Consider the following 22776-nt stretch of genomic DNA (forward strand, 5'->3'; position numbering starts at 1 on the left):
CTATTCCTTGCCGGCCGGCGCGGGGATCGGCCGCCGTTCGACGATCTTGAGGCCGTAGCCTTCCAGCGCGGCGAGCTTGGCCTGGCTGGACGTCAGCAGGACCATGTCGCGGACGCCGAGATCAAGCAGGATTTGCGCGCCGACGCCATAGTCGCGCAACGCGTTGGTGCGCACGGCGTGGCTTTCCATGCCGCCATAGCGTTCCGACAGCCAGGCCGGGTTGGGGTCGCGGATGAACACCGCCACCCCCGCGCCGTCGTGCGCCGACAGGGTGCGCAGGGCCTGGGGGATATAGTCGCGCCGGGCCTCGACATGGCCCAGCATGTCGGCGGCGAAGTCGACCTGATGCATGCGGACCAGGGTCGGACGCCCCGCGTCGACCTTGCCCTTGACCAGAGCCACGTGCTCGGTGCGGTCGAGGGTGTTGCGATAGACCAGCATGCGGAAGTGGCCGCCGTAGGCGCTTTCGAACGGCGTTTCGAGCACGCGCTCCACCTGGCGTTCGGTGCGCCGCCGATAGGCGATAAGGTCGGCGATGGTGCCGATCTTCAGGCCGTGCAACTGGGCGAAAGCGACCAGGTCCGGCAGGCGGGCCATGGTGCCGTCGTCGTTCATCACCTCGCAAATGACGCCGGCCGGCTGCAGACCGGCCAGTCGCGAGATGTCGACCGCCGCCTCGGTATGGCCGGCGCGGACCAGTACACCGCCGTCCTTGGCCACCAGCGGGAAGATGTGGCCGGGCGCGACGATGTCGTCCGGCCCCCGGGTCGGGTCGATGGCGACGGCGACGGTGCGGGCGCGGTCGTGCGCCGAAATGCCGGTGGTCACCCCTTCCTTGGCCTCGATCGAGACGGTGAAGGCGGTGCCGTGCTCGGCGCGGTTCTCGGCCGCCATCGGCGGCAGGCGCAGCTGCCGCGCCCGCTCGGCCGTGATCGACAGGCAGATCAGCCCGCGCGCGTGCTTGGCCATGAAGTTGATCTGGTCCGGCGTGGCGAACTGCGCCGGGATGATGACGTCGCCTTCGTTCTCGCGGTCCTCGGCGTCGACCAGGATGTAGGGGCGGCCCTGACGGGCGTCCTCGATGATGTCCTCGATCGGCGAGATGGGGGTGTCTTCGCTCATGCGGCTGTCTCCTGCCAGCGGGCGACGTAACGGGCCAGCACGTCGATCTCCAGGTTCACCTTGGCTCCGGCGCGCAGCCGCCCCAGAGTGGTGACCTCCCAGGTGTGCGGAATGAGGTTGACGCCGAACTCGTCGCCCTCGACCTCGTTGACGGTCAGCGAAACCCCGTCGATGGCGACGGAGCCCTTGGGCGCGATGAAACGGTGCAAGGGCGCCGGCGCCTTGAAGCGCACCCGGTGCGAGCCGCCTTCCGGCGTCACCGAGACCACCTCGCCCACCCCGTCGACATGCCCGGAGACGATGTGGCCGCCCAGTTCGTCGCCGACCCGCGCCGCCCGCTCCAGATTGACCGGGTCGCCCTCGCCCCAGGCCTCCAGCGTGGTCTTCGAAAGCGTCTCGTTGGAGACCTCGACGGCGAACCAGTCCGCGCCCTTGTCCACCACGGTCAGGCAGCAGCCCCCGTGCGAGATGGAGGCGCCGATGTCGACGCCGGAGAGGTCATAGCGGGTCTCGATCTCGAAGCGCCGGTCGCGGTTGGTGTCGCGGACGGCGCGCACGCGGCCTACGTCGGTGATGATGCCTGTGAACATTCAGAGCCTCTCGTAACGCTCCCACAGATCGTCGCCGACCGTGCGAAGATCAATGCGCCTGAATCGGGGCGCGGCGGCCAAGGCCGAGATTTCCATGCCGCCGACGGCGGGGCGGCCCTCGCCGCCCAGGATCATCGGGGCGCGGAACCACTCGATCTCGTCCACCAGCCCGGCGCGCAGGAAGCTCGCCGCCACCTGGCCGCCGCCCTCGACGAACAGGCGCGCGAACCCCTCCTCGGCCAGCCGCCCGACGACGGCCGCCGGATCGGGACGACCGTCCTGCGCCGCCTCGACCTGGACCACGCGGGCCCCGACGTCAGTCAAGCGCCTTTCCGGCGCGCCCGTGGCGACCACGAAAAGCGGGACGTCGGCGGCCGAGCGCGCCAGCCTGCCGTCAGCCGGCAGGCGCTGACGGCTGTCCAGCACCACCCGCGCCGGCTGGCGGCCGTTGAAATCGGCCAGTCGGACCGTCAGTTCGGGATCGTCGGCCAGGGCGGTCTCCACCCCGATCAGCACGGCGTCGTGTCCGGCCCGGAGGCGATGCACCGCCTCTCGCGCCGCCGGCCCGGTGATCCACCGGCTTTCGCCAGCCGCGGTGGCGATACGGCCGTCGAGCGAGGTGGCGAGCTTCAGGGTGACGCGCGGCGCGCCGCGGGCCGTCATTCCTCGGTCTCTTCGCCTTCCTTCAGGCCCTCGGCGTTGAGGAACTTGGCGAAATCGTCGGTCTCGCGGAAATCGCGATAGACCGAGGCGTAGCGGACATAGGCCACGTCATCGAGCGACTTGAGCGCCTTCATCACCATCTCGCCGACGACATGGGACGACAGCTCGGTCTCGCCCTGGCTTTCGAGCTGGCGGACGATGCCGTTGACCATCCGCTCGACGCGCTCGGCGTCGACGGGCCGCTTGCGCATGGCCACGGCGATCGACCGGACCAGCTTCTCGCGGTCGAACGGCGTGCGCCGCCCGGACCGCTTGATGATGGTCAGCTCGCGCAGCTGCACGCGCTCGAAGGTGGTGAAGCGCCCGCCGCATTCGGGGCAGGAGCGCCGGCGACGGATCGCCGCGCCGTCCTCGGACGGGCGGGAATCCTTCACCTGGCTTTCGGCATGGCCGCAGAATGGACAACGCATCTAGATCGCGGCCCTCCCCGACCGTGTGGCGCCTTGCAAGCTCAGCTATAGATGGGGAACCTGGCGCACAGCGCCAGCACTTCCTCCCGCACCTCGGCTTCGACGGCGCTGTTGTCCTCGGGATTGGCCGCCAGGCCGTCGACGACCTTGGCGATCAGCTCGCCGATGCGGCGGAACTCGGCTTCGCCGAAGCCGCGGGTGGTGCCCGCCGGCGTGCCCAGGCGGACGCCCGAGGTGATGGTGAACGGCGTGGCGTCGAACGGGATGCCGTTCTTGTTGCAGGTGATGTGCGCACGACCCAGCGCCGCCTCGGCCGCCTTGCCGGTGACGCCCTTGGGCCGCAGGTCGACCAGCATGACGTGGCTGTCGGTGCCGCCGGAGACGATGGCCAGGCCCGCCTTGACCAGGGTCTCGGCCAGCACCTTGGCGTTGGCGACCACGGCCTGGGCGTAGGTCTTGAACTCCGGCTTCAGCGCCTCGCCGAACGCCACCGCCTTGCCGGCGATCACGTGTTCGAGCGGGCCGCCCTGCAGGCCGGGGAACACCGCCGAATTGATCTTCTTGGCGATCTCGGCGTCGTTGGTCAGCACCAGGCCGCCGCGCGGGCCGCGCAGGGTCTTGTGAGTGGTGGTGGTGACGACGTGGGCGTGCGGCACCGGGTTCGGATAGACCCCGCCGGCGACCAGGCCGGCGTAGTGGGCCATGTCGACCATCAGATAGGCGCCGATGCTGTCGGCGATCTCGCGGAACTTGGCGAAGTCGATGGCGCGGCCGTAGGCCGAGCCGCCGGCGATGATCAGCTTGGGCTTCTCGCGCTGGGCGACCTCGGCGACGTTGTCATAGTCGATGTACTGGTCCTGGGCGCGCACGGTGTAGGCCACCGGCTTGAACCACTTGCCCGACTGGTTGGCCGGGCTGCCGTGGGTCAGGTGGCCGCCCGCCGCCAGATCCATGCCCATGAAGGTGTCGCCCGGCTGCAGCAGCGCCATGAACACCGCCTGGTTGGCCTGGGCGCCCGAGTGCGGCTGGACGTTGGCGAAGCCGGCCTCGAACAGCTGCTTGGCCCGCTCGATGGCCAGGTTCTCGACGACGTCGACATATTCGCAGCCGCCATAGTAGCGACGGCCCGGATAGCCCTCGGCGTACTTGTTGGTCAGGATCGAACCCTGGGCCTCCAGCACGGCGCGCGAGACGATGTTCTCGGACGCGATCAGCTCGATCTCGTTCTGCTGCCGCTGCAGTTCGTGCTGCACGGCGTCGAAGATCGCCGGATCGGCGCCCTTGAGGCCCGCGGTGAAGAACGCGTCATGCGCGACGGCGGGGCTGGTCTCGTGAACGGTCATCAGGGCCTCCGAGGGAGCGGCGAGCGATGGGCCTCTGTTTACTCGCCCGCGCGCGCCGATCAACCGTCGCAATGCGGATGTGACGGAACTCTCAACGGTTTTACGCGTTCGCCACCATCAAGGACGAGCGGTGCGCCCATGCGCCGCCCCCGGACAAAACGCTTAAGGTCGCTGGAACACTCCGCATGAACGCCGAATCAACCCCGAACGCGAACGCCGACCAACTTTCCAATCAGGAAGTTCTGAGGCTGAGCGCGGACGTGGTCGCTGCTTACGTGGCCCAGAACGCCGTCGCCGCCGGAGCCATCCCCGAATTGATCCGCTCCGTGCACGACGCCCTGGCCAACCTGGGACGGGCCGAACCCGCCCGGCCGACCGAAAAGCCGAAACCCGCCGTGCCGGTGGCCCGGTCGATCGGCGACGACTACATCATCTGCCTCGAGGACGGCAAAAAGCTGAAGATGCTCAAGCGCTACCTGCGCTCGCGCTACGACATGAGCCCCGAGGAATATCGCCGCAAGTGGGGCTTGCCGCCGGAGTATCCCATGGTCGCGCCGGCCTACGCCGCGCGCCGGTCGGACTTCGCCAAGCAGATCGGACTGGGTCGCGGCGTGCGTCGGCACAAGGCCTGACCGCTCCTCCTCCGCAACAGAAAAAGCCCCGCGCGTCGCGCGGGGCTTTTTGCTTGGGCCGCTCAGGCCGTCCCGATCAGGCCGCCTGGCCGCCGAGCCGTTTGACGTTGCAGTGCGACCACAGCCGGTCCATCGCCTTGACCAGGTCGTCCATCATGGCGTCGGTGTGGAACGGCGTCGGCGTGAAGCGCAGGCGCTCGGTGCCGCGCGGCACGGTCGGATAGTTGATCGGCTGCACATAGACGCCATGGTCTGCCAGCAGCATGTCCGAGATCAGCTTGCAGTGCACCGGGTCGCCGACCAGGACCGGAACGATATGGCTGACCGACGGCATCACCGGCAGGCCGGCTTCGCGGAAGCGGCGCTTGAGCGTCTCGGCGCGCTCCTGGTGGGCCTGGCGCACCTCGTCGTGCTCCTTGAGCCAACGCACCGAGGCGATGGCCCCGGCGGTCAGTGCCGGCGGCAGCGACGTGGTGAAGATGAAGCCCGAGGCGTGGCTGCGGATGGCGTCGACCAGATCGGCGTCGCCGGCGATGTAGCCGCCCATCACGCCGAACGCCTTGCCCAGCGTGCCCTCGATGATGTCGATGTCGGCCATGACGCCGTCGCGCTCGGCGACGCCCGCGCCGCGCCGGCCATAGAGGCCGACCGCATGAACCTCGTCGAGATAGGTCAGCGCGCCGTACTTGCGGGCCAGGGCGATGGTGCCGGCCAGGTCGGCGATGTCGCCGTCCATCGAATAGACGCTCTCGAAGGCCACCAGCTTGGGCGCATTGACCGGGGCGTCGGCCAGCAGCTGTTCGAGATGCTCGAGGTCGTTGTGCCGGAACACGTGGCGCTGGCAGCCGCCGTTGCGGATGCCGGCGATCATCGAGGCGTGGTTCAGGGCGTCGGAGAAGATGATCAGGCCCGGCAGGATCTTCTGCAGGGTCGACAGCGCCGCCTCGTTGGCCACGTAGCCCGAGGTGAACAGCAGCGCCGCGTCCTTGCCGTGCAGGTCGGCCAGCTCGGCCTCCAGCTCGACATGGTAATGGGTGGTGCCGGAAATGTTGCGCGTGCCGCCCGAGCCCGAGCCCGTGGCGTCGATGGCGGCGTGCATGGCGTCCAGGACGACCGGGTTCTGGCCCTGGCCGAGATAGTCGTTGGAGCACCAGACGACGACGTCGCCGGTCGAACCGTCAGGCCGCGTCCATACGGCCTGGGGAAACGCCCCCCGGCGCCGCTTGAGATCGGCGAAGACCCGATAGCGGCCCTCGGCCCTGACCTGCTCGACGGCGGCCTTGAAAGCGGCCTTGTAGTCCATGCTCTTGAACATCCCTGCCGTGGTCGGTCCTTGCAAGGGATCGGCCGGGTTCAAACTGCGGGCGTTATTGGCCCATCCCTCATCCTATGTCCACACGCGGGCCGTCAACAAATGGACATAATGACCAAGGGCCGCGCCGCCTAGCCCGGCTTGCGGAACTTGTAGACGAACTGGTCCGTCTTGCCGCGGATCGACGGGTCGAAGACGTTGGCGGTGTGGGGGTCGGCCGCCGAGCGCAGCACCGTGGTCTCGCCGACATAGACGAAGCCGGCCTTCTCGACCTCGGCGCGCACCGACTTGGGGTCGATGCGGTGCAGGGTGTCGGTGTCGCGCAGGCCCGAGCCGTCCGCGGCGGCATGGTCCAGCACCACATAGACGCCCCCTGGCTTGAGCGCGTCGAACACGCGCTTGTTCACCACGGCGAGATCGGCCGGCGCGGCGAAGCTGTCGTGCAGGTCGTGGTAGTTCTGCGAGGTCCACACCACGTCCAGCTTCTCCGGCGTCGCGAAGTCGTTCATCGGCGCGGTCAGGAAGGTGATGTTGGGGTTGGCGGCGTCCGGATGCGAGCCGGCGGCCGGCAGCGGCGTCTTGGAGAACTTGGCGAACTCGGCCGGCATGAAGGCGTAGACCGCGCCCTTGGGCCCGACCGCCTTGGCGAACAGGCGCGTGAAATAGCCCTTGCCCGGAATGAGGTCGGCGACCTTGTCCCCAGGCTTGACCCCGGCGAAGGCCAGCATCTCGGCCGGCTTGCGGGCGGCGTCGCGCGCCTTGTCGTCGGCGGGCCGGGCGGCGTCGGCCACGGCGGCGGCGACGTTGGCGGGAACGGATTCGGCCGCGAGGACGGCCGGCGCGGCGGCCAGCAGGGCCGCGGCCGCGGCCGCATGGGCGAGATGACGGAACATTGGAACTCCCCACATCTTCGTTGCGCCGGCCGTTCTCGGCCGGCGGGCGGCAACCTAGCATCGCGGATCGATCGGCGCAGCCGCCATGGCGTCGCGGCCGCGGGGGGTTGAGCCGCGGGCCGTGGTGGCGCACCCTGCCGCCACCAGAGGCCGGTTCGCCGGCGCCGGAGCATCACGCCGCCATGACCACGGCCTCAACGACCGCCTCTCGCGCCAACGACGAGGTCGACCGCAATCTGGCCTTCCTGACCTATGGGCTGCTGTTCTTCTCGATCTTCTTCGCCGGCGCGCCGGCGCTGATCGCCGCCGCCATCGCCTATTCGCGGCGGGGCGACGCGACGGCCCTGGCGCGGTCGCATCACCGCTTCCAGATCTTCATCTTCTGGGTCGGGTTCGGCTTCGCGCTGCTGGCCGGGGTGTCGGGCCTGGCGGCGGTGCTGGCGATCATCGGCGAGATGGTCCACGTGGCGGTGGGTTCGGACTTCGATCTCCTCGACGCGGTGTCGGTCCGCCTCGCCGACATCCATATCGGCCGGTGGGTGATCACCTTCATGATCGCCTCGGTGGCCTTGGGCGTGGCCAGCGCCCTGTGGCTGGTGATTTCGTCGGCCTACGGGTTCGTCCGGCTTGCATCCGGACGGCCGATAGGCCACGTGCGGGCCTGATCCAAACGCACCGCACGCCGCCGAGGCCCGTCATGTTCAATGCGCCGCTCGCGCCCTTCCCCGCCCTTCGTCCGCGCCGCCTGCGGCAGGCCGACTGGATTCGACGGCTGACGCGCGAGACGGTCTTCACCCCGGCCGACCTGGTGTGGGCCATCGTGGTGCATGACGGCGACGAGGCCCGCGTGCCCGTGCCCTCCATGCCCGGCGTCGCCCGCCTGTCGGTCGCCGAGGCGGCCCGCACCGCCGTCGAGGCCCGCGCGCTCGGCATTCCGGCCATCGCCGTCCACCCCCATGTCGACGGCGCCAAGAAGGACGCCCTCGGAACCGAGGGCCATAATCCCGACGGCCTGGTGGCCCGCGCGCTGAAGGCCATGAAGGACGCCGCCCCCGAGGTCGGCCTGATGTGCGACCTGGCCCTCGATCCCTTCACCGACCACGGCCACGACGGCCTGATCGAGGACGGCCGCATCCTCAACGACGCCACCATCGAGCGCCTGGTCGAGCTGGGCCTGATGCAGGCCGAGGCCGGCGCCGACGTGCTGGCCGCCTCGGACATGATGGACGGCCGGGTCGGCGCCCTGCGCGCCGCGCTCGAGGCCGCCGGCCGGACCGACACCATGATCATGGCCTATGCGGCCAAGTACGCCTCGGCCTTCTACGGCCCCTATCGCGACGCCATCGGCACCGCGGTCGCGCTCAAGGGCGACAAGAAGACCTATCAGATGGACCCGGGCAACACCGACGAGGCCCTGCGCGAGGTCGCCCTCGACATCGCCGAAGGCGCCGACCTGATCATGGTCAAGCCGGGCATGCCCTATCTCGACATCGTCCGCCGCGTGGTCGAGACCTTCGCCATGCCGACCCTCGCCTTCCAGGTCTCCGGCGAGTACGCGATGATCACCGCCGCCGCCCAGAACGGCTGGATCGACGAGGACCGCGCCATCCTGGAAAGCCTGACGGCGTTCAAGCGGGCCGGTTGCTCGGGCGTGGTCACCTATTTCGCGCCCCGCGCGGCGCGGCTGCTCGGGGCCTGACGCCGATCGCTCCGGACGCGCCCCTGCTGCGGCGTTCGGGCCAGTTCTACGGTCGCGGCGAGGCCGCGCGCCAGGCCGCGGGGCTCGGCTTCGCCCGGCTGGCCGCCACGGCCCCCGAGGAGGAGGTCCGCACCCACACGCACGAGGACGCCCATTTCGTCCTGGCGCTGTCGGGGGTCTATCTGTCGACGGCCCGTTCGGCGCCGCCCCTGGCCTGCGCGCCGTTCCTGGTGTTCAACCCGGCCGGCGTCACCCATCGCGACCGCTTCCTGCACGGCCAGGGGCGCTTCGTCGCCCTGACCGTGCCGCGCGGCGTCGAGGGCGGCCTGATCGCCGACGCGCCGCGCCTGGGCCCGGCCGTCCGGCTGCACGATCCCTACGCCGTGCACGCCGCCCGGCTGATCGCCCGCGAACTGGGCGGCCCGTGCGGCGACTTCGCCCTCGAAGCCCTGGCCATGCAACTGTTCGGCAGCCTCGTTCCCGACCGGGCGCGGGCGAACCAGCCCCCCGCCTGGCTGGCCAGGGCGCACGAGATGATCTGGGAAGCCGACGATCCCGAACTGAGCGTGGCCACGGTGGCCCGCGAGGTCGGCGTGCATCCGGTGCATCTGGCGCGGGTGTTCCGGCGCTATCTGGGTTGCGCGCCGGGGGAATACCTGCGCGGGCGCAGGCTGGAGCGCGCGGCCTCCCTGCTCGGGCGGGCGCGGGCCTCGCTCGCCGAGGTGGCGGCCGAGACCGGCTTCGTCGATCAGAGCCACCTGCACCGGGCGTTCCGCTCCGCCTTCGGGGTGACGCCCGGCCGCTACCGCCGCCGGGGCGGCGGCGAAGATGTTGCGCCGATACAAGACCGCCGCCCGCGGCGGAGCTAGAGACCGCCTCGCAATCGTCCGTCCGGGGAGACATTCATGAAGCGCGTCGCCGTTCTGGTCTTGGCCGCCGCCCTGTCGCAGGCCGCGCCCGCGTCGGCGGCCCCCGCCGCGCCCGAGCCCGCGCGCCGCGCCATGCTGGACGACGCCCAGCCCACGCCGCCCGCAAGCCAGGGCCTGTCCGCCGACCGCCTGGCGGCGATGGACGCGGCCGTGCGCAAGGGCGATTTCCAGCAGATCACCAGCGTGCTGATCGCCCGCCACGGCCGGCTGATCCACGAGGCCTATTACGACGCCGGCGGCCGCGACGCGCGGCGCAACACCCGTTCGGTCACCAAGACCGTGACCAGCATGCTGGTCGGGATCGCCATCGATCGAAAGGCCATCCCGGGGGTTCAGGCCCGCGTCCTGCCCTATTTCCCCGACAAGCAGCCGCTGGCCAACCCCGACAAGCGGAAGGACGATATCTCCGTGGAGGACCTGCTCAGCATGAGCTCCCTCCTGGAGTGCGATGACAACAATCAGTTTTCGCGCGGCAACGAAGAGCGGATGTACCTCATCGAGGACTGGGTGAAGTTCGCCCTCGACCTGCCGGTCAAGGGCTTCCCGAGCTGGGAGCCCAAGCCCAAGGACGCCCCATTCGGCCGCAGCTTCAGCTACTGCACGGCCGGCGTCACCACGCTTGGGGCCCTGTTGGAACGGGCGACCAAGACGCCGCTCCAGGACTACGCCGAACGCAACCTGTTCACGCCCCTGGGGATCGACAAGCCCGAATGGCAGCTTTCGCCGCTGGGCCTGCCCCAGGGCGGCGGCGGCCTGGGCCTGCGCAGCCGCGACCTGCTCAAGCTCGGCCAGCTCTATCTCGACGGCGGCGTCTGGAACGGCCGGCGCGTCGTGCCGGCCGAATGGGTCAAGGCCTCGACCTCGCCGCACGCCCAGGTCGACGACCAGACCAACTATGGCTATCTGTGGTGGCTCAAGAGCTTTCCGGCCAAGGGGAAAGCCCATCCGGCCTGGATCATGAGCGGCACCGGCGGCAACAAGGTGATCGTCGCGCCCGACCTCGACCTGACGGCGGTGATCACCACCACCAACTACCAGATCCGCGGCGCGCACCCCTTGTCGGAAAAGCTGCTGACCGACTTCATCCTTGACGCCGTCGAGGACTGATCAGCGTTCCGACGTCTTCAGCAGTTCGGCCAGCCTGTCCTTCCAGATCGCCGCCCAGGTGTGGGTGCCGTGGCCGTGGGTGTTCTCGCCGACCGGGATCAGCACGAAGCGGCCGTTCTTGAGCCGCCTGGCCGCCGGCTCGGCGATCCCCAGCTCGGGCGGATTGATGAAATCGTCGGCCGAGTTGATCCACATCACCGGGGCGACGATCTTCTCCAGTCCCGCCGAGGGATCGTAGTCGCGCGAGGCGTCGACCTGATAGAGCAGGTCGTTGGCGTCCAGCGCGGCCGACCTCTGGGCGAAGTACTCGTCCAGATATTTGTCCGCCGCTTCGCGGGTTGGCAGCGCCTTCTGCATCGGCAGCGGCGAGGCGCCTGCGATCAGCAAGAGGTCGAGCGCCGTGCGCAAACCCTCCTTCGGCTGTTCGGCATAGTCGCCGCCCTTCCAGGCCGGGTCCTTGACTATGGCGTCCATCAGCATCTTGCGCCAGGTGCGGTTGCGGCCGGCGATCTCGGTCGGCAGGCAGGCCAGCGGCATCAGGGCGTCGGCGAAGGCCGGATAGGTTTCGCCCCAGACGAAGCCGTGCATGCAGCCCATCGAGGTGCCCATCAGCAGCCGCAGATGATCCACCCCAAGGCCCTTGGTCAGCAGTTCGTGCTGGGCCAGCACCATGTCGTCGTAGTCGTAATGCGGGAAGCGGGCGCGCAGGCCGTCGCTGGGCTTGGAGGATTTCCCGTGCCCGATCCCGTCCGGCAAGATCACGTAGTACTTGGCCGGGTCGAGCAGGCCGCCCGGCGCGAACAGCACGTCGGCGAACTGCGGGGCGAAGAACTGCCGCCCCGTCCCCCCGGTGCCATGCAGGACCATCACCGCGTTGGTCACGCGGCCCTGGGCGTCGCGCCTGGGCTGGCCCAGGGTGGTGTAGTGCAGCCGCAGCTCCGGCCGGCTTTCGCCGGACCTGAACCGGAAGTCGCGGACGACGAAGTCGCCTTCCTTCGCCTGGGTCAGGGCGGGAACCTCAGCCTTGGCCGCGCCGAGCGAAAACGCCGCCAGAATTCCGGCCAAGGCCATTGAAAAAACACGCATATCCCGTCCCTATTTAATCTTTTGTCCGCTCAGCGGTCCAGCCGCGCCGCGAGGCTGGAGGTGTCCCAACGCCGCCCGCCCATGGCCTGGACCTCGGCGTAGAACTGATCGACCAAGGCGGTCACCGCCAGCTGCGCGCCGTTGGCGCGCGCCTCTTCCAGAGCGATGCCCAGGTCCTTGCGCATCCAGTCGACCGCGAAGCCGAAGTCGAACCGGCCCTCGACCATGGTCTTCCAGCGGTTCTCCATCTGCCAGGACTGCGCCGCGCCCTTGGAGATCGCCTCCAGCACGGCGTCGGTGTCGAGACCGGCCTGTTTGGCGAAGTGGACGGCCTCGGCCACCCCCTGCACCACGCCGGCGATGGCGATCTGGTTGCACATCTTGGCCTGCTGGCCGGCGCCGACCCCGCCGATGCGGCGGATGGCCTTGGCGTAGGCCTCCAGGACCGGCCGCGCCCGTTCGAACGCCGCCTCGTCGCCGCCGACCATGATGGTCAACTGGCCGTTCTCGGCCCCGGCCTGGCCGCCGGAGACCGGCGCGTCGAGGAAAGTCCTGCCCTGGGCCGCCGCCGCCTCGGCCGCCTCGCGCGCCAGCTTGGCCGAAGTCGTGGTGTGGTCGACGACGATCCCGCCCGCCGCCATGGCCGGCAGCGCCTCCTTGAGCACGGCGCGGACGTCGTCGTCATTGCCGACGCACAGGGCGACCAGTTCGCAATCCCTCACCGCCTCGGCGATGGTCGCGCCCGCCCGGCCGCCATGGGTCTCCACCCAGCGCCCGGCCTTGGCCGGGCTGCGGTTGAACACCGAGACCTCGTGCCCGGCCTTGGCCAGATGCCCCGCCATGGGAAAGCCCATGACGCCCAACCCGACGAACGCGACCTTCATCACCGCACACCCCAGTTCATGAACCCGTGCCTGGGGATTAGGCCGCCACGCGCCGGCGCCGCAACCCCATCTTAACGTCCGCCGGGCACTTTCATCCCAACTGAGGTTAATCGCGCTTAAGGACGGGTCATGGCGGTCGGCGACGGGTCGGTGACCATCCGCAAGGTCAAGAAGGTGATGGGGCACGGCCACCATGGCGGCGCCTGGAAGGTGGCCTATGCCGACTTCGTCACCGCGATGATGGCCTTCTTCCTCCTGATGTGGCTGATCAACACCACCAGCCCCGAACAGAAGCGCGGCATCGCCGACTATTTCGCGCCGGCCAGCGTCTCGCAGTCGACCAGCGGCTCGGGCGGCATCCTCGGCGGCACCGCCCTAGGCGACGACGGGGTCAAGAGCAACGGCTCGATGACGGTGATCGACCAGATCGCCCCCGACAGCCAGCCGGCCGGCCAGACCGGCCGCGGCGACGGCAAGCCCCAGGACGCCAAGACCGCCCAGCAGGCGGCCATGGAGAAGGCGCTGGAGCGGCGCGAGGACCAGGCCTTCCAGAGCGCGGCCCAGTCGCTGCGCCAAGCCTTGCAGGACATGCCCGAACTGGCCGAGCTGTCCAAGCAGGTGCTGATCGACCAGACCCCCGAGGGCCTGCGCATCCAGCTCGTCGACCAGGACGGCCGGTCGATGTACAAGGAAGGCTCGGCCGCGCCCAACGACCGCGCCAAGATCCTGCTGCGCGCCATCACCAAGATCGTCAACCAGCTGCCCAACCGCATCACCATCTCGGGCCACACCAGCGCCAACGCCGACGGCTCGAAAACCGAGAACGACTGGCAGCTCTCGGCGGCGCGGGCCAACGCCGCCCGCCAGATCATGCAGGCGGCCGGCGTCGACGCCGACCGGGTCTATCAGGTGTCGGGCAAGGCCAATTCCGACCCGCTCTATCCGGACGATCCCACCCTGCCCGGCAACCGCCGCATCGCCATCGTGCTGCTGCGCGAGGCGCCCGTGCTGCCGCCCGACCACAGCCTCTGAAGCTTCAGGCCGCCCTGGGGCCTGCGGCGCAAGCGACGCTTGCGTGAAAGCTCGGCTTGCGTCCTAATCCGAGACAGCGCCGGCCCGGTTGGGGGCCGTCTGGGATGACGCCCGTCCGTGACACACCACTTTGCGACGCGCCAGTTACGCTTCTTCCTGACGGCGGCGTCGCCCTGCCCCTATCTGCCCGGCCGCCAGGAGCGCAAGGTGTTCGCCCACCTGCCGCTGAACGACGGCCCCAGCGTCAACGACGCCCTGACCCAGGTCGGTTTCCGCCGTTCCCAGAACATCGCCTACCGCCCGGCCTGCGAGGCCTGCGAGGCCTGCGTCTCCGCCCGCATCCCGGCCGCCGACTATCGGTTTTCGCGCTCCGAGCGCCGCATCCTCGACCGTAACGGCCACCTGCGCCGCCACATCGTCGAGGCCGAGGCGACGATGGAGCAGTTCGACCTGCTGCGCCGCTACCTCCTGGCCCGCCACGCCGAAGGCGGCATGGCCGACATGACCTGGCCCGACTATGTGGCCATGGTCGAGGACACCGCGGTCCGCACCCATATCGTCGAGTACCGCGCCCCTTCGACCGACGGCGGCCCGGGCGACCTGATCGCCTGCGTGCTGGTCGACATGCTCAACGACGGCCTGTCGCTGGTCTACAGCTTCTACGATCCAGCGATGACCAAGCTCAGTCTCGGCTCGTTCATCATCCTCGACCACGTCATCCAGGCGGTGCTGACCAGCGCGCCCTACGTCTATCTCGGCTATTGGGTCAACGGCAGCGTCAAGATGGCCTACAAGGCCCGCTTCAACCCGATCGAGATCCTGCGTCCCGGGGGCTGGGTGCTGATGTCGCGCCGCGACCGCGAGCCCGCCGCCGAATAAAGGCCCGGCAAGTCTCGCCTTCCCCGCCTCAGCCCCAGGGACCGCGCTGGCCGCCGTCGTCCGGCGGCGGCGGCCCCCACGGCCATTCCTGATCCTGCCGTGACGCCGGCGGGGGCTCGGCGGCCGGGACGGCCGGGCGGTCGGGAGTCACCGGCAGGTCGAGGCCGCCGGCGAAACGCACCAGCGCGGCCACCCGCTTCTCGACCGGGGGGTGGGTGGTGAACAGGCCCATCACGCCCTCGTCGTCGTTCTCCAGGAACATGCCGCGCACCTGCCGCGGCGCTTCGAGGTGCGAACGCCCGCTGATCTTGCGCAGGGCCGAGATCATGGCGTCGGGGTTCTTGGTCAGCTCGACCGCCCCGGCGTCGGCGATGTATTCCCGCTGACGCGAGATGGCGAACTGGATGACGATGGCCAGCGCGTAGCCGACCGCCACCACGGCCAGGGCCAGCAGCACGAAGACGGCGTTGCCGCCGCGCCGGCCGTCGTCGCGCGAGCGCCGGCCGAGCCCGCCCCACAGCACCGCCCGATAGACCACCTGGGCCAGCAGGGTGATGATGCCGGCGAACACCGAGGCGATGACCATGGTGCGGACGTCGCGGTTGATGATGTGGGTTAGTTCGTGGCCGAGCACGGCCTCGATCTCGTCGCGGTCCAAGGTCTGGATCAGGCCGCGGGTGACGCTGACGCAGAACTGGCCTTCGTGCAGGCCGCTGGCGAAGGCGTTCAGGGCGTCGGTCTCGATGATCTGCAGGGTCGGCGTCCGCATGCCCCGCGAGATGCAGAGGTTTTCCAGAAGGTTGTAGAGCTCGGGCTCGTCCTTCCGCGTCACCGGCTGCGCGCCGGTCGCCAGGTTGATGATGAGCTGGTTGGAGAAATAGGCGATGACGAACCAGACGCCAGCCACGACCAAGGCCAAGGGCGCCGAGCCGATCAGCAGGCGCAGGGAATAGCCCAGGTCGCCGTTCAGGCTGCCGGTCGACGGCAGGTAGCCCGCCCCCATCAACCCCAGCTGCAACACGTAGATCATGCCGATCAGCAGCAGGGGGAAACCGATCAGCAGCAGGGTCGATCGGAGGTTGTTGTTCCAGATGTAGGTCTGGAGGCCGACGGCCTGCACGACGACGAACCTTGCCTAGAACTTCACCTGCGGCGCGACGTTGAGGGCGGCGCGCTCCTCGCCGACGTCGAAGAAGTCGCGCTGGGCGAAGCCGAACATGCCCGCGAACAGCACGGCCGGGAACGCCTGGACCGAGGCGTTGTACTCGCCGACCGAATTGTTGAAGAACCGCCGGGCGGCAGCAAGCTTGTTCTCGATGTCCGACAGTTCGCCCTGCAGGCTGAGGAAGTTCTGGTTGGCCTTGAGGTCGGGATAGGCCTCGGCCACCGCCATCAGCCGGCCGAGGGCGCCGGTCAGCACGTTCTCGGCCGAGATCTTGTCGTCGACCGTGCGGGCCGCTCCGGCGGCGTTGCGGGCGGCGACCACGGCCTCCAGCGTCCCGCTCTCGTGGGCGGCATAGCCCTTCACCGTCTCGACCAGATTGGGGATCAGGTCCTGACGCTGCTTGAGCTGGACGTCGATGTCGGCGAAGGCCTGGTTCGCGTTCTGCCGCAGGGCGACCAGCCGGTTGTAGGTTCCGGCCAGCAACAGGGCCAGAACGCCGAAGACGACAAGAACGATGACAAGCGGGAGCATGGAGTTTCCTTGAAGGCGTCGCCGTCAGGCTAACCGAAGCGCACGCCTCCCGCCACTTAAACGGATTTCACCCGATTTCGCGGACCAGGGCGCCGGCGCGGATCATCGCGCCGGATCGACCAGGGCCCTGTAGACGAATCCCTGGCTGAACTCGGTGAGGTCCGGGGTCTTGGGCCGGCCGATCACCTGGATCATGCCCAGGAAGAACAGGTCGTTCTCCGGATCGATCCAGAACCAGGTGCCGGCCGCGCCGCCCCAGCTATAGGTCCCCCGCCCCGCGCCGGTCTTGGCCTTGGCCGGGTCGGTGACGACGGCGAAGTCGAGGCCGAAACCGACGCCCGGTCCCAGCGGCGTCGATCCGTCGGGCCCGGCCAGCACGGCCTCGCTCAACTGGTTGGTGCGCATCAAGGCCACGGTCTCCGGCTTGAGCAGGCGCGCGCCGCCCAGCTCGCCGCCGTTGAGCAGCATCTGGCAGAACCGGGCGTAGTCCGCGGCGGTCGAGACCAAGCCGCCGCCGCCCGAGGCCGCCGTCGGCGGCTTGGTCACGTCCAGCACCATGAAGCCGGTGGCCGGCGCGATGACCTTGCGCTTGGGATCGAAGGCGTACAGCGCCGCCTGCCGGGGCTGCTTGCCGGCAGGGACATAGAAGCCGGTGTCCTTCATGCCGAGGGGGCCGAAGATGCGGTTCCGCATGAAATCGGCCAAGGACTGGCCCGACAGCTTCTCGACGATATAGCCCTGGATGTCGACGGCGACGCTGTACTTCCAGCGCACGCCGGGCTGGTCGGCCATGGGCAGCTTGGCGACGCCGACGACCATGTCGTGCAGGCTCTTGGAGCCCAGCAGGCCGGAGTCGCGATAGGCCTTGTCGATCGGGTTGTCGATCACCAGCCCGTAGGCGAAGCCGGCGGTGTGGGTCATCAGCTCGCGCATCGTCGGCGGCCGCGCGACCGGCTCGACCTGAATCTCGCCGTTCGGCCCGACCGCCTTGAACACCTTCAGGTCGGCGAACTCCGGGACGTACTTGGTGACCGGGTCGTCCAGGCTCCACTTGCCCTCTTCGTAGAGCATCATCATCGCCACGCCGGTGACCGGCTTGGTCTGGGAGTACATGCGGAAGATGGTGTCGCGGGCGATCGGCGCGCCGGTGGCGAGGTTCTTCTTGCCGTAGGTCTGGACGTCGACGACGCGGCCGTGCCGGACCAGCATGGTCATCACGCCGGGAAAGGCGCCCTTGTCGACCAGGCCGCGCATGGCGGCGTTCATCTCGGCCAGCGTCTGCGGCGAGAAACCCTCGGCCGCCGGCGGGGCCGGCCGCAGCAGGGCGGCCCTGGGCGGCTCGCGGGCGTCCGACAGCCCGCCGCATCCGATCGCCAGAACGCCCGCCGCCGCGAGCGTCGCCTTCCAGCCCATCGCCGCTCTCCCGTCCATGGCGCAAGCCGGCCGAGCCTAAGGCGTCCGGCGAGCCTGGCAAGGCCCGCCGCGAAGGCTCAGCGCGGCCGGAAACGCTTGCTGGTCGGGAAGCCCTTGGGCGCCAGCCTGCCGGCCCCGGCCCGCTTGCCGACCCATTCGGCCCATTCCGGCCAGGCGCGGGTGCGGCCGGCGGTGTCGATCCAGGCCGCGCCCTGCTCCTTGTCGAACACCAGGGCGTCGCGCAGGCCGCCCTCGCGATAGGCCTGCAGCTTGACGCCCTTGCCGCGCGGCATCTCCGGCAGCTCGTCGGCCTGGAAGATCAGGATCTTGCCGTTGTCGCCGACCACGGCGACCCGGTCGCCGGTCATCTCCAGCGACACCGCCGCGCCCTTGTCGTCGACCGTCAGCACCTGCTTGCCGGCGCGGCGGTTGGCCAGGGCCTCGTCCTCGGGAAGGACGAAGCCGTAGCCGGCCTTCGAGGCCAGGAAGCGTTTGCGGCCCGGCTTGTGCGGGAACATGTCGACGATCTTCACCCGGTCGTCGAGGTCGATCATCAGCCGCAAGGGCTCGCCGTGCCCGCGCGCCGACGGCAGCTTGTCGCAGCCGATGGTGAAGAAACGGCCGTCGGAGGCGAAGATCAGCAGCTTGTCGGTGGTCTCGGCCGGGACCAGGAAGGCCAGCTTGTCGCCCTCCTTGAACTTCAGCTCCGAGGGGTCCTCGACCTTGCCCTTGGCGGCGCGGATCCAGCCGCGATCAGACATGATGATGGTGATCGCCTCGCGCACGATCATCGCCTCGACGGCGGCGGTGGCGTCGACGGCCGGGGCCTCGCCGAAGGTCGAGCGGCGCTTGCCGACCGCCGTGCCGGGGCCCAGCGCCGTGCGGACGTCGCGCAGGCCGACGCCGACCAGGCTCCATTGCTTCTGGTCCGAGGCCAGCAGGCCGACGATGCCGTCGCGTTCTTCCGACAGCTCGGCGTGCTCGCGGCGGATCTCCATCTCCTCCAGCTTGGCCAGCTGGCGCAGCCGGGTGTTGAGGATGGCGTCGGCCTGGATGTCGCTCAGCTCGAAGGTCGAGATCAGCTTGGCCTTGGGCTCGTCCTCGTAGCGGACGATGCGGATCACCTCGTCCAGATTGAGATAGACGACCAGCAGGCCTTCCAAGATGTGCAGGCGCTGCTCGATCTTGGCCAGCCGCCACTTGGCCCGCCGCACCAGCACTTCGCGGCGGTGCGCCAGGAAGGCCAGCAGGGCCGGCTTCAGACCCATCACCCCCGGCGTGCCGCGCGCGTCGAGCACGTTCATGTTGACCGGGAAGCGGCTTTCCAGGGCCGAGAGCTTGAACAGGCTCTCCATCAAGACTTCCGGCTCGACGTTGCGCGACTTGGGCTCGAGCACCAGCCGCACGTCCTCGGCCGACTCGTCGCGCACGTCCCCCAGCAACGGGGCCTTCTTGTTGTCGATCAGCTCGGCCAGCTGTTCGACCAGATCGGCCTTCTTCACCTGATACGGGATCTCGGTGATGACGATCTGATAGCCGCCGCGCTGCAGATCCTCCCGGGTCCAGCGCGCACGCACGCGCACGCCGCCGCGGCCCGTCTCGTAGGTCTCCAGCAGCGAGGCGCGCGGCTCGACGATGACGCCGCCGGTCGGGAAATCGGGGCCCTGCACCCGCTCCATCAGGTCGGCCGTCGTCGCCTCGGGCCGTTGCAGCAGCAGCAGACAGGCGTCGATCAGCTCGGCGGCGTTGTGCGGCGGGATCGAGGTGGCCATGCCGACGGCGATGCCGGACGAGCCGTTGGCCAAGAGGTTCGGGAAGCCGGCCGGCAGCACGACCGGCTCTTCCTCCTCGCCGTCATAGGTCGGCCGGAAGTCGACGGCGTCCTCGTCAATGCCGTCGAGCAGCAGGCTCGCGGCCTCGGTCATGCGGCATTCGGTGTATCGCATGGCCGCGGCGTTATCGCCGTCGATGTTGCCGAAATTGCCCTGGCCGTCGATCAGCGGATAACGCTGGGCGAAGTCCTGGGCCAGGCGGACCAGGGCGTCATAGACCGCCGTATCGCCGTGCGGGTGATACTTGCCGATCACGTCGCCGACGACGCGGGCGCACTTCTTGGCGGTCGTGGTCGGGTCCAGCCGCAGCTGGCGCATGGCGTACAGCAGCCGGCGGTGCACCGGCTTGAGGCCGTCGCGCACGTCCGGCAGGGCGCGGTGCATGATGGTCGAAAGGGCGTAGGCGAGATAACGCTTGGACAGCGCCTCGCTCAACGGCTCGTCGACGATGCGGTCGCCGTCATCCGGCGGATCGAAATGCTTGGTCATGGGTCAGTCGGGGAATCGCTCTTTCGCAGCATAACGTCAACGCCCCCGAGGCGCATCCGCGCCGCGCCCGTCGTCAGACCGTCATGGAAGCCGGCCATAAGGCGCCCCGTTCGACAATCGGGGGATGACAGTGGCCGGCTTATTCGAGAAACGACGCATCCTGATCGCCGCGGCGGCGCTGGTCGCGGCCCTGGTCGCCGGCGGGTTGATCTGGCGCGGGACGGCGGGACGGCCGAACAACGTCATCATCTTCGTGGCCGACGGCCTGCGTTCCGGCGTCGTCACGCCCGAGACCGCTCCCGAACTCGCCGCGGTGCGCGCCGAGGGCGTCGATTTCCAGAACAGCCACTCGCTCTACCCCACCGTCACCACGCCCAACGCCTCGGCCATCGCTACCGGGCACCGCCTGGGCGACACCGGCGATTTCGGCAATGCGCTGTTCGTCGGCGCGCCGCTGGGCTTTCCGGTGATGAGCCCGGCCCCGTTCATCGAGGACAATGCGGTCATCGGCCTGCTCAACCAGCGCTTCGGGGGCAATTTCCTGAACGAGACCAGCCTTCTGGAGGCGGCGCGGGCCAAGGGCTATTCGACTGCGGCGATCGGCAAGCTGGGGCCGGTGGCCATCCAGTCGGCCGCCGCCCGCGACGGCAAGGGGACCATCGTCCTCGACGACGCCTTCCCGCCCGACGACTTCCCCCTCCCCGCCGACGTCAAGGCGGCGATCAGGGCCGCCGGCCTGCAGGCGACGCCGCCGGACCGGGGGCTGAACAGCTGGCCCGGCACCTCGATCATGCCCGGCGTGCGCGTCGCCAACGTCGAGCAGCAGGACTGGTTCACGGCGGTGGCGACCAAGGTGCTGCTGCCGCGCTTCAAGGCGGCGAACAAGCCGTTCGTGATGGTGTTCTGGTCGCGCGACCCCGACGGCACCCAGCACAATCAGGGCGACAGCCTCAACACCCTGGCGCCCGGCATCAACGGGCCGACGGCGATGGCCGCGATCCGCAACGCCTCCAAGGACCTGGGCGAACTGCGCAAGGCGCTCAAGGACCTCGGGCTCGACAAGACCACCAACATCGTCGTCACCGCCGACCACGGCTTCTCGACGGTGTCCAAGGCCAGCGCCACCTCGGGCGCGGCCAAGATGCGCTTCGACGACGTGCCCGCCGGCTTCCTGCCGCCCGGCTTCCTGGCCATCGACCTCGGCAAGGCGCTCGGTCTGCCGATCTTCGAGCCCAACGGCCTGCCGGTGCTGCTGGAGGACGGCCATCCGCCCCATAGCGGCAGCGCCCTGCTCGGCGCCGATCCGGCCAAGCCCAAGGCGGTGATCGCCGCCAACGGCGGTTCGGACCTGATCTATCTGCCGGACGCCGACGCCAAGACCCTGGCCCCGCGCGTGGTCGAGGCCCTGACCCGACAGGACTATGTCGCGGCGATCTTCGTCGACGACGCCCTGGGCGCCGTCCCCGGAGCCCTGCCCCTCAGCGCCATCAGCCTGAAGGGGTCGGCCCGCACGCCGACGCCGTCGATCGTGGTCAGCTTCCGCAGCTTCCAGGTTCCCGGCTGCCCCAAGGCCGAGCTGTGCGCCGCCGAGGTGGCCGACACCACCCTGCAGCAGGGCCAGGGCATCCACGGCGCGTTCAGCCGCGCCGACACCCACAACTTCATGGCCGCCGTCGGACCGGACTTCCGCAAGGGCTTCGTCAGCCCGGCCCCGGTCAGCAACGCCGACTGGGCGATCACCCTGGCGCGCCTGATGCGGATCGACCTCAAGGCCAAGGGCGAGCTGACCGGCCGGGTGATGAGCGAGGCCCTCAAGGGCGGCCGTCCGACCGCCTTCAAGGCCCGCACCGTACGCTCGCAGCCGGCGGCCAACGGCTTCGTCACCGTGCTCAACATGCAGGAAGCGGCCGGAAAGCCCTATTACGACGCGGCCGGCGCGCCGGGGCGGACGGTCGGGTTGAAGCCCTGAGCCGTCAGAGCCGCCCCGCCTCGCCCAGCCGCTCGACCAGCCACACCCGGGCGGGCGGCAGGGGCCGGTTCATCACCGAGAACACGAAGGCCTCGAGGAAATGGCCGGTCAGGTCCAGGCCGAGGCGGATGTCGCCCTCGGCCAGGCCGCCCTGGGCCGACAGCAGGAACGGCGGCAAGGGCAGCAGGCGGTCCCTGTAGGGCTCGCCCGCCGCGCGGCTCACCGCCCGGCCGGTGCGCGGGCTGACATAGATCAGGTCGTCGGTCGAGCCGGTGGCCGCGCATTTCGACAGGTCGAGGCCGAAGCCCAGGTCCTGCAGCAGGCCGGCCTCGAACCGCACGAACACCGCCGGCCAGACGGCGGGCAGCCGCAGGGCCTCGGTCAGCGCCTCGAAGGCCAGATAGGCGCCGGGATGCGGTTCGCGCTCGGGCAGAGCGCCGGCGGCCACGGCGGCGGCGGCGGCCAGGCCGTTAAGCGCCAGGGCGTCGTCGAACAGTTCCGACGGCCCCTCGCCCATCGGCTCCAGCGACGCCGAGCCCAACTGGTCGGACACCCGCGCCCGATAGCGCGCGATCACCTTGGCCCCCGGCTGCAGGAACGGGCGCATCCGGCGCGAGGCGCCGCCGGCCACATGGGCGGCGAACTTGCCGTGATGGCAGGTCAGAAGCTCGACGATGGCCCCGGCCTCGCCGTGGGCGCGGGCCGACAAGACGAAGGCTTCGTCCTCCCACTCCAT

The 22776-nt window shown here is 69.6% G+C and carries 22 protein-coding genes; 8 read left to right on the plus strand and 14 right to left on the minus strand.

Going from position 1 to position 22776, the window contains the following annotated elements; genetic code table 11:
- From ribB to glyA, 5 genes are read right to left on the minus strand one after another with little or no spacing between them, the layout of a single operon-like run.
- On the minus strand, positions 1 to 1122 hold the full coding sequence (gene ribB / locus C5708_RS02065; protein WP_242917311.1) for a 3,4-dihydroxy-2-butanone-4-phosphate synthase: 1122 nt from the start codon (positions 1120 to 1122) through the stop codon (positions 1 to 3).
- Entirely contained in the window at positions 1119 to 1712 is a 594-nt protein-coding gene (locus C5708_RS02070; RefSeq protein ID WP_242917313.1) for a riboflavin synthase, read from the minus strand. The genes ribB and C5708_RS02070 overlap by 4 nt, the downstream gene beginning before the upstream one ends.
- Positions 1713 to 2375 carry a RibD family protein gene (locus tag C5708_RS02075; RefSeq protein ID WP_242917315.1) on the minus strand — a complete coding sequence of 221 codons (663 nt, stop codon included), beginning with the start codon at positions 2373 to 2375 and terminating at the stop codon, positions 1713 to 1715.
- Positions 2372 to 2845 carry a transcriptional regulator NrdR gene (nrdR, locus tag C5708_RS02080; RefSeq protein WP_242917317.1) on the minus strand — a complete coding sequence of 158 codons (474 nt, stop codon included), beginning with the start codon at positions 2843 to 2845 and terminating at the stop codon, positions 2372 to 2374. Before nrdR ends, C5708_RS02075 begins: the two co-directional genes overlap by 4 nt.
- A gap of 41 nt (positions 2846 to 2886) precedes the next feature.
- Positions 2887 to 4188 (minus strand): serine hydroxymethyltransferase, encoded by a 1302-nt coding sequence (gene glyA / locus C5708_RS02085; protein ID WP_242917318.1) that lies wholly within the window; start codon positions 4186 to 4188, stop codon positions 2887 to 2889.
- Positions 4189 to 4373: 185 nt separating this feature from the next.
- Here glyA and C5708_RS02090 point away from each other — a divergent pair, with 185 nt between their 5' ends.
- On the plus strand, positions 4374 to 4820 hold the full coding sequence (locus C5708_RS02090) for a MucR family transcriptional regulator (RefSeq protein ID WP_242917320.1): 447 nt from the start codon (positions 4374 to 4376) through the stop codon (positions 4818 to 4820).
- 76 nt (positions 4821 to 4896) lie between these two features.
- Here the strand turns inward: C5708_RS02090 and hemA are convergent, their stop codons facing one another.
- Both hemA and C5708_RS02100 read right to left on the minus strand, forming a co-directional pair.
- On the minus strand, positions 4897 to 6123 hold the full coding sequence (gene hemA, locus C5708_RS02095; protein ID WP_242918041.1) for a 5-aminolevulinate synthase: 1227 nt from the start codon (positions 6121 to 6123) through the stop codon (positions 4897 to 4899).
- Between the two features lie 140 nt (positions 6124 to 6263).
- Entirely contained in the window at positions 6264 to 7025 is a 762-nt protein-coding gene (locus C5708_RS02100) for a methyltransferase (protein ID WP_242917323.1), read from the minus strand.
- A 182-nt stretch (positions 7026 to 7207) separates the two neighbouring features.
- Between C5708_RS02100 and C5708_RS02105 the strand changes: the two genes are divergently transcribed.
- From C5708_RS02105 to C5708_RS02120, 4 genes are read left to right on the plus strand one after another with little or no spacing between them, the layout of a single operon-like run.
- The gene (locus tag C5708_RS02105; protein WP_242917325.1) at positions 7208 to 7690 is read left to right on the plus strand and encodes a hypothetical protein; all 483 of its coding nucleotides are present in this window, start codon (positions 7208 to 7210) and stop codon (positions 7688 to 7690) included.
- Positions 7691 to 7722: 32 nt separating this feature from the next.
- Entirely contained in the window at positions 7723 to 8724 is a 1002-nt protein-coding gene (gene hemB, locus C5708_RS02110) for a porphobilinogen synthase (RefSeq protein ID WP_242917327.1), read from the plus strand.
- Positions 8667 to 9593 carry a helix-turn-helix transcriptional regulator gene (locus tag C5708_RS02115; RefSeq protein WP_242917329.1) on the plus strand — a complete coding sequence of 309 codons (927 nt, stop codon included), beginning with the start codon at positions 8667 to 8669 and terminating at the stop codon, positions 9591 to 9593. Before hemB ends, C5708_RS02115 begins: the two co-directional genes overlap by 58 nt.
- 36 nt (positions 9594 to 9629) lie before the next feature.
- Positions 9630 to 10760 carry a serine hydrolase gene (locus C5708_RS02120; protein WP_242917331.1) on the plus strand — a complete coding sequence of 377 codons (1131 nt, stop codon included), beginning with the start codon at positions 9630 to 9632 and terminating at the stop codon, positions 10758 to 10760.
- Here C5708_RS02120 and C5708_RS02125 read toward each other — a convergent pair whose 3' ends face one another.
- Both C5708_RS02125 and C5708_RS02130 read right to left on the minus strand, forming a co-directional pair.
- Entirely contained in the window at positions 10761 to 11846 is a 1086-nt protein-coding gene (locus C5708_RS02125) for an alpha/beta fold hydrolase (protein WP_242917333.1), read from the minus strand.
- 29 nt (positions 11847 to 11875) lie between these two features.
- Entirely contained in the window at positions 11876 to 12730 is an 855-nt protein-coding gene (locus C5708_RS02130) for an NAD(P)-dependent oxidoreductase (protein ID WP_242917335.1), read from the minus strand.
- Between the two features lie 129 nt (positions 12731 to 12859).
- Between C5708_RS02130 and C5708_RS02135 the strand changes: the two genes are divergently transcribed.
- Positions 12860 to 13762: a flagellar motor protein MotB gene (locus C5708_RS02135; RefSeq protein WP_242917337.1), complete on the plus strand. Its 903-nt coding sequence runs from the start codon at positions 12860 to 12862 to the stop codon at positions 13760 to 13762.
- A gap of 117 nt (positions 13763 to 13879) precedes the next feature.
- Positions 13880 to 14641 (plus strand): arginyltransferase, encoded by a 762-nt coding sequence (locus C5708_RS02140; RefSeq protein ID WP_242917339.1) that lies wholly within the window; start codon positions 13880 to 13882, stop codon positions 14639 to 14641.
- 28 nt (positions 14642 to 14669) lie between these two features.
- Here C5708_RS02140 and C5708_RS02145 read toward each other — a convergent pair whose 3' ends face one another.
- The 4 genes from C5708_RS02145 to parC form a co-directional block, all read right to left on the minus strand.
- Positions 14670 to 15761, minus strand: coding sequence for a M48 family metallopeptidase (locus C5708_RS02145; protein ID WP_242917341.1), 1092 nt, complete (start codon positions 15759 to 15761; stop codon positions 14670 to 14672).
- A gap of 15 nt (positions 15762 to 15776) precedes the next feature.
- Positions 15777 to 16337 (minus strand): LemA family protein, encoded by a 561-nt coding sequence (locus C5708_RS02150; protein ID WP_242917343.1) that lies wholly within the window; start codon positions 16335 to 16337, stop codon positions 15777 to 15779.
- A 102-nt stretch (positions 16338 to 16439) separates the two neighbouring features.
- Positions 16440 to 17768, minus strand: coding sequence for a serine hydrolase domain-containing protein (locus tag C5708_RS02155; RefSeq protein ID WP_242917345.1), 1329 nt, complete (start codon positions 17766 to 17768; stop codon positions 16440 to 16442).
- A gap of 59 nt (positions 17769 to 17827) precedes the next feature.
- On the minus strand, positions 17828 to 20071 hold the full coding sequence (parC, locus tag C5708_RS02160) for a DNA topoisomerase IV subunit A (RefSeq protein WP_242917347.1): 2244 nt from the start codon (positions 20069 to 20071) through the stop codon (positions 17828 to 17830).
- 130 nt (positions 20072 to 20201) lie between these two features.
- On the opposite strand from parC, the gene C5708_RS02165 reads away from it, so the two are divergent.
- A complete protein-coding gene (locus tag C5708_RS02165; RefSeq protein WP_242917348.1) occupies positions 20202 to 22040 on the plus strand; it encodes an alkaline phosphatase family protein in 1839 nt (612 codons plus the stop codon).
- 4 nt (positions 22041 to 22044) lie between these two features.
- Here C5708_RS02165 and recO read toward each other — a convergent pair whose 3' ends face one another.
- Positions 22045 to 22776: a DNA repair protein RecO gene (gene recO / locus C5708_RS02170; protein WP_242917350.1), complete on the minus strand. Its 732-nt coding sequence runs from the start codon at positions 22774 to 22776 to the stop codon at positions 22045 to 22047.

It is taken from the genome of Caulobacter sp. CCUG 60055 (genome assembly GCF_022750545.1).
In the GTDB taxonomy this organism is placed as follows: domain Bacteria; phylum Pseudomonadota; class Alphaproteobacteria; order Caulobacterales; family Caulobacteraceae; genus PUIC01.

Bases quoted from the DNA above. Each gene is read 5' to 3' on its own strand.
- glyA (WP_242917318.1), bottom strand. From the start codon at position 4,188: ATGACCGTTCACGAGACCAGCCCCGCCGTCGCGCATGACGCGTTCTTC.
- parC (WP_242917347.1), bottom strand. From the start codon at position 20,071: ATGACCAAGCATTTCGATCCGCCGGATGACGGCGACCGCATCGTCGAC.
- hemB (WP_242917327.1), top strand. From the start codon at position 7,723: ATGTTCAATGCGCCGCTCGCGCCCTTCCCCGCCCTTCGTCCGCGCCGC.
- C5708_RS02155 (WP_242917345.1), bottom strand. From the start codon at position 17,768: ATGGACGGGAGAGCGGCGATGGGCTGGAAGGCGACGCTCGCGGCGGCG.
- C5708_RS02075 (WP_242917315.1), bottom strand. From the start codon at position 2,375: ATGACGGCCCGCGGCGCGCCGCGCGTCACCCTGAAGCTCGCCACCTCG.
- C5708_RS02125 (WP_242917333.1), bottom strand. From the start codon at position 11,846: ATGCGTGTTTTTTCAATGGCCTTGGCCGGAATTCTGGCGGCGTTTTCG.
- C5708_RS02105 (WP_242917325.1), top strand. From the start codon at position 7,208: ATGACCACGGCCTCAACGACCGCCTCTCGCGCCAACGACGAGGTCGAC.
- C5708_RS02070 (WP_242917313.1), bottom strand. From the start codon at position 1,712: ATGTTCACAGGCATCATCACCGACGTAGGCCGCGTGCGCGCCGTCCGC.
- recO (WP_242917350.1), bottom strand. From the start codon at position 22,776: ATGGAGTGGGAGGACGAAGCCTTCGTCTTGTCGGCCCGCGCCCACGGC.
- nrdR (WP_242917317.1), bottom strand. From the start codon at position 2,845: ATGCGTTGTCCATTCTGCGGCCATGCCGAAAGCCAGGTGAAGGATTCC.
- C5708_RS02100 (WP_242917323.1), bottom strand. From the start codon at position 7,025: ATGTTCCGTCATCTCGCCCATGCGGCCGCGGCCGCGGCCCTGCTGGCC.
- C5708_RS02120 (WP_242917331.1), top strand. From the start codon at position 9,630: ATGAAGCGCGTCGCCGTTCTGGTCTTGGCCGCCGCCCTGTCGCAGGCC.
- ribB (WP_242917311.1), bottom strand. From the start codon at position 1,122: ATGAGCGAAGACACCCCCATCTCGCCGATCGAGGACATCATCGAGGAC.
- C5708_RS02130 (WP_242917335.1), bottom strand. From the start codon at position 12,730: ATGAAGGTCGCGTTCGTCGGGTTGGGCGTCATGGGCTTTCCCATGGCG.
- C5708_RS02150 (WP_242917343.1), bottom strand. From the start codon at position 16,337: ATGCTCCCGCTTGTCATCGTTCTTGTCGTCTTCGGCGTTCTGGCCCTG.
- C5708_RS02135 (WP_242917337.1), top strand. From the start codon at position 12,860: ATGGCGGTCGGCGACGGGTCGGTGACCATCCGCAAGGTCAAGAAGGTG.
- hemA (WP_242918041.1), bottom strand. From the start codon at position 6,123: ATGGACTACAAGGCCGCTTTCAAGGCCGCCGTCGAGCAGGTCAGGGCC.
- C5708_RS02090 (WP_242917320.1), top strand. From the start codon at position 4,374: ATGAACGCCGAATCAACCCCGAACGCGAACGCCGACCAACTTTCCAAT.